We start from the raw sequence: 3,139 nt of genomic DNA on the forward strand, positions 1-3,139 counted from the left end.
GCCAATTTCCGCATTTAGGAGGACCTGTCTGGAGGACATAGGCGGATTTGTTGAAGACGCCGTGGAAGACTATACCACAACCCGGGAACTCAAGAGGAGAGGGAAGGTAGTCTATGCGCCCCGCGCTAGAGTCTGGACACGAATGCCCGGTGGTGTGGAGTTGCTCTGGAGGCAGAGGAAGAGATGGTTTTTGGGCGATTTGAACCACGTGGGAGGAGGTCTCACAAAGGAATGGGCATTTCTGCTTGCCGGTGATGTTGTGGCATTTTTTGATGTTGCCCTGCCGTTTCTGTTGGTTCTCTGGGGGCACCGGCTCCTCTTCGCGTTCTGGTACACTTTTGAGGTCGTGACGATGCTGATTCCTACGGTTGTAGAGGGGGGTTCCCTAACGGGTGCCCTTCTCTTCCCACTCATCCTGTGGTTCTGGGCGCTGTTCTATCTGACCCTCCACCTCTACGGGTACGGTAGATTGCTCCTCAACACCTTTAACCTTCGAAACATTTTTAAATGATCATTCCTGTCCTACATAAACTATATAGATTATAGAGGTGGAGAGATGATAGAGGTCCTAGCGGCGGCCTTTTTTATGGCATGGGCCGTTGGAGCAAATGACAGTGCAAAGGCAGTTGGCACCGCTGTGGGTTCGGGGATAGTCGGCTTTAAACGGGCCGTGCTTATAATAGCCGTTTTCACCACCCTTGGTGCAGTGATGGGTCACTCCGGGGTTTCCACCACAATAACGGGCCTGGCCGAGGGTATCAACCCCGGATACGTCTCCCTTGTTCTCTTCAGTGCAGCCACCGCAGTCACACTTGCCAGCCTCATAGGGATGCCCATCTCCACAACGCAGTCAATAATCGGCGCCCTTGTTGGTGCGTCTCTCTCACTTGGACTCCCAGTGGATTGGGGCACCATTCTAAGGATAATCCTTGCGTGGGTTCTGTCCCCGGTTTTCGCCGCTTTGATGGCTATAGCGGTTTATCGCATCTACAAACCCACAATTAGAAGAATAAAGGGGCTTAAAAACCTCGAATTAGCCCAGAAATGGCTTGTTTTCCTTGCTTCCGCATACTCCGCGTTCAATCTCGGCACAAACGAGGTTTCGAACGTCATCGGCCTGGCCAAAAGCGGCGGAATCAGCAACCCCAACGCTCTTTTAGCCGCGGTGATGGCGTTTGGGACCCTCACCTTCAGCTACGAGGTCATGATGACCATCGGCAAGGACATCTCCCCCTTGGGTCCGACTTCTGCCTTTTCGAGCCAGTTTGGTGCATCGATAGCCGTCACCGTTGCCAACCTTTTCGGTCTTCCTGTGAGCTCAGGCCAAGCTATAGTTGGGGCTATAAGTGGCCTAGGCCTCTACAAGGGAGAATGCGTAAACGGGAAGCTGGTGGCAGATATAGTCAAAAGCTGGGTGCGGGCCCCCCTTTTTGCCGGCATTCTGGCTTATTTACTCATAAAGCTTTTCTCAATGGTGCTCTAGGCACTTAGACTTTTAAACCCCCCACCGAAGGGGTTAAAGGTGTTGGGAGATGGTCGAGTTCAAGTTCGAGGTAAAGGCGAGAGACGCCGCCGGAAGGATTGGAAAGTTAACTGTCAACGGGAAAACGATAGAGACTCCAGCTATAATGCCGGTCATCAACCCGAAGCAGCTGATAGTGACGCCGAGGGAACTCAAGGAGATGGGCTTTGGAATGATAATCACCAACTCCTACATCATCTACAAGACGCCCGAACTCAGGGAGAGGGCCCTTGGGCTTGGAATCCACAGGCTCCTCGACTACGACGGTATCACCGAGGTTGATTCAGGCTCTTTCCAGCTCATGCGCTACGGCGGCGTGGACGTTACGAACAGGGAGATAATCGAGTTCCAGGAGAGGATAGGCGTTGACATAGGCACCTTCCTCGACATTCCGGCTCCACCGGATGCACCGAGGGAGAAGGTCGAGGAGGACCTTAGGATAACCCTTGAAAGGGCAAAGGAAGCCGAGGAAGTCAAGAACATCGCGATGAACGCGGCAGTCCAGGGCTCCACCTATCCAGACCTGAGAACCTATGCCGCCAAAAAGCTCAGCGAGATGGACTTTGAGATTCATCCCATCGGCGCTGTAGTTCCGCTCATGGAGAGCTACCGATACAGGGATTTGGTGGACGTTGTGATTGCCTCAAAGCTCGGTTTAAGGCCCGACAGGCCGGTTCACCTCTTCGGTGCAGGACATCCGATGATTTTTGCTTTAGCGGTCGCGATGGGGATAGACCTCTTTGATTCCGCCAGCTACGCCCTCTACGCCAAGGACGACCGCTACCTAACACCCGAGGGCACGAAGAGGCTTGAAGAGCTTGAGTACTTCCCCTGCTCCTGTCCTGTCTGTTCCCGCCACACACCTCAGGAACTCCGCGAGATGCCGAAGGAAGAGAGGACGAGGCTTCTGGCTCTCCACAACCTCTGGGTAATCCGCGAGGAGCTCAACCGGGTCAAGCAGGCGATAAAGGAGGGAACCCTCTGGGAGCTCGTGGACGAGAGGGCCAGGAGCCATCCGAAGATGTTCGCAGCCTACAAGAGACTGCTGGAGTACAGGGACTACCTCAAAAAGAACGAGCCGGTGACCAAGGCGAGTGCCTTCTTCAAGGTGAGCGAGGAGGCACTGCGCTGGCCGATCGCCCAGCGCGCTAAGGAGAGGGCAGAGCGCGTTAAGAGCAGGTTTCCTGAGACGATAGAACACCCGATATTCGGAGAGATACCCCGGTACCTTGACTTAACCTACCCATTCGCCCAGAGCGAGGGCGAGGAGGACTTCACCATAACCAAGCCCGCCAGGGGAGAGGCTAGGAGCTACATCATGGCCATAGCGGAGTACCAGTTCGGCGAAGGAGCAGGAGAGGCATTTAAAGATTCTTTCGTCGAACTTTCAAGGAAGACTGGCATGCCAAGGCAGATAAAGGCGAAGGGCAAACACCTCGCGACCTTCAGGGCTGAGGACGGTCTCCTGACCCTCGGCATCGAGGGTGCCAAAAGGCTCCACGAGGTTCTGCCGTTCCCGAGGATGTGCGTTGTGGTTAACAGCGACGCTGAGCCCTTCGCGAAGCGCGGAAAAAACGTCTTCGCCAAGTTCGTCGTTGACGCTGACCCCCGAATAAG

3 protein-coding genes are annotated in these 3,139 nt (G+C 54.7%); all 3 read left to right on the forward strand.

Features of this window, described 5'->3' with window-relative positions; translation table 11 throughout:
• On the forward strand, window positions 1-511 hold a 511-nt coding region (locus MVK60_RS03900; RefSeq protein WP_297436678.1), incomplete at its 5' end, for a glycosyltransferase family 2 protein.
• Window positions 512-556: 45 nt separating this feature from the next.
• Window positions 557-1,483 (forward strand): inorganic phosphate transporter, encoded by a 927-nt coding sequence (locus MVK60_RS03905; RefSeq protein ID WP_297436681.1) that lies wholly within the window; start codon window positions 557-559, stop codon window positions 1,481-1,483.
• A gap of 49 nt (window positions 1,484-1,532) precedes the next feature.
• A partial coding sequence (gene tgtA, locus MVK60_RS03910; RefSeq protein WP_297436683.1) for a tRNA guanosine(15) transglycosylase TgtA occupies window positions 1,533-3,139 on the forward strand: 1,607 nt, incomplete at its 3' end.

Source organism: Thermococcus sp. (assembly GCF_026988555.1).
Taxonomy (GTDB): Archaea; Methanobacteriota_B; Thermococci; order Thermococcales; family Thermococcaceae; genus Thermococcus.

Bases quoted from the DNA above. Each gene is read 5' to 3' on its own strand.
- MVK60_RS03905 (WP_297436681.1), top strand. From the start codon at position 557: ATGATAGAGGTCCTAGCGGCGGCCTTTTTTATGGCATGGGCCGTTGGA.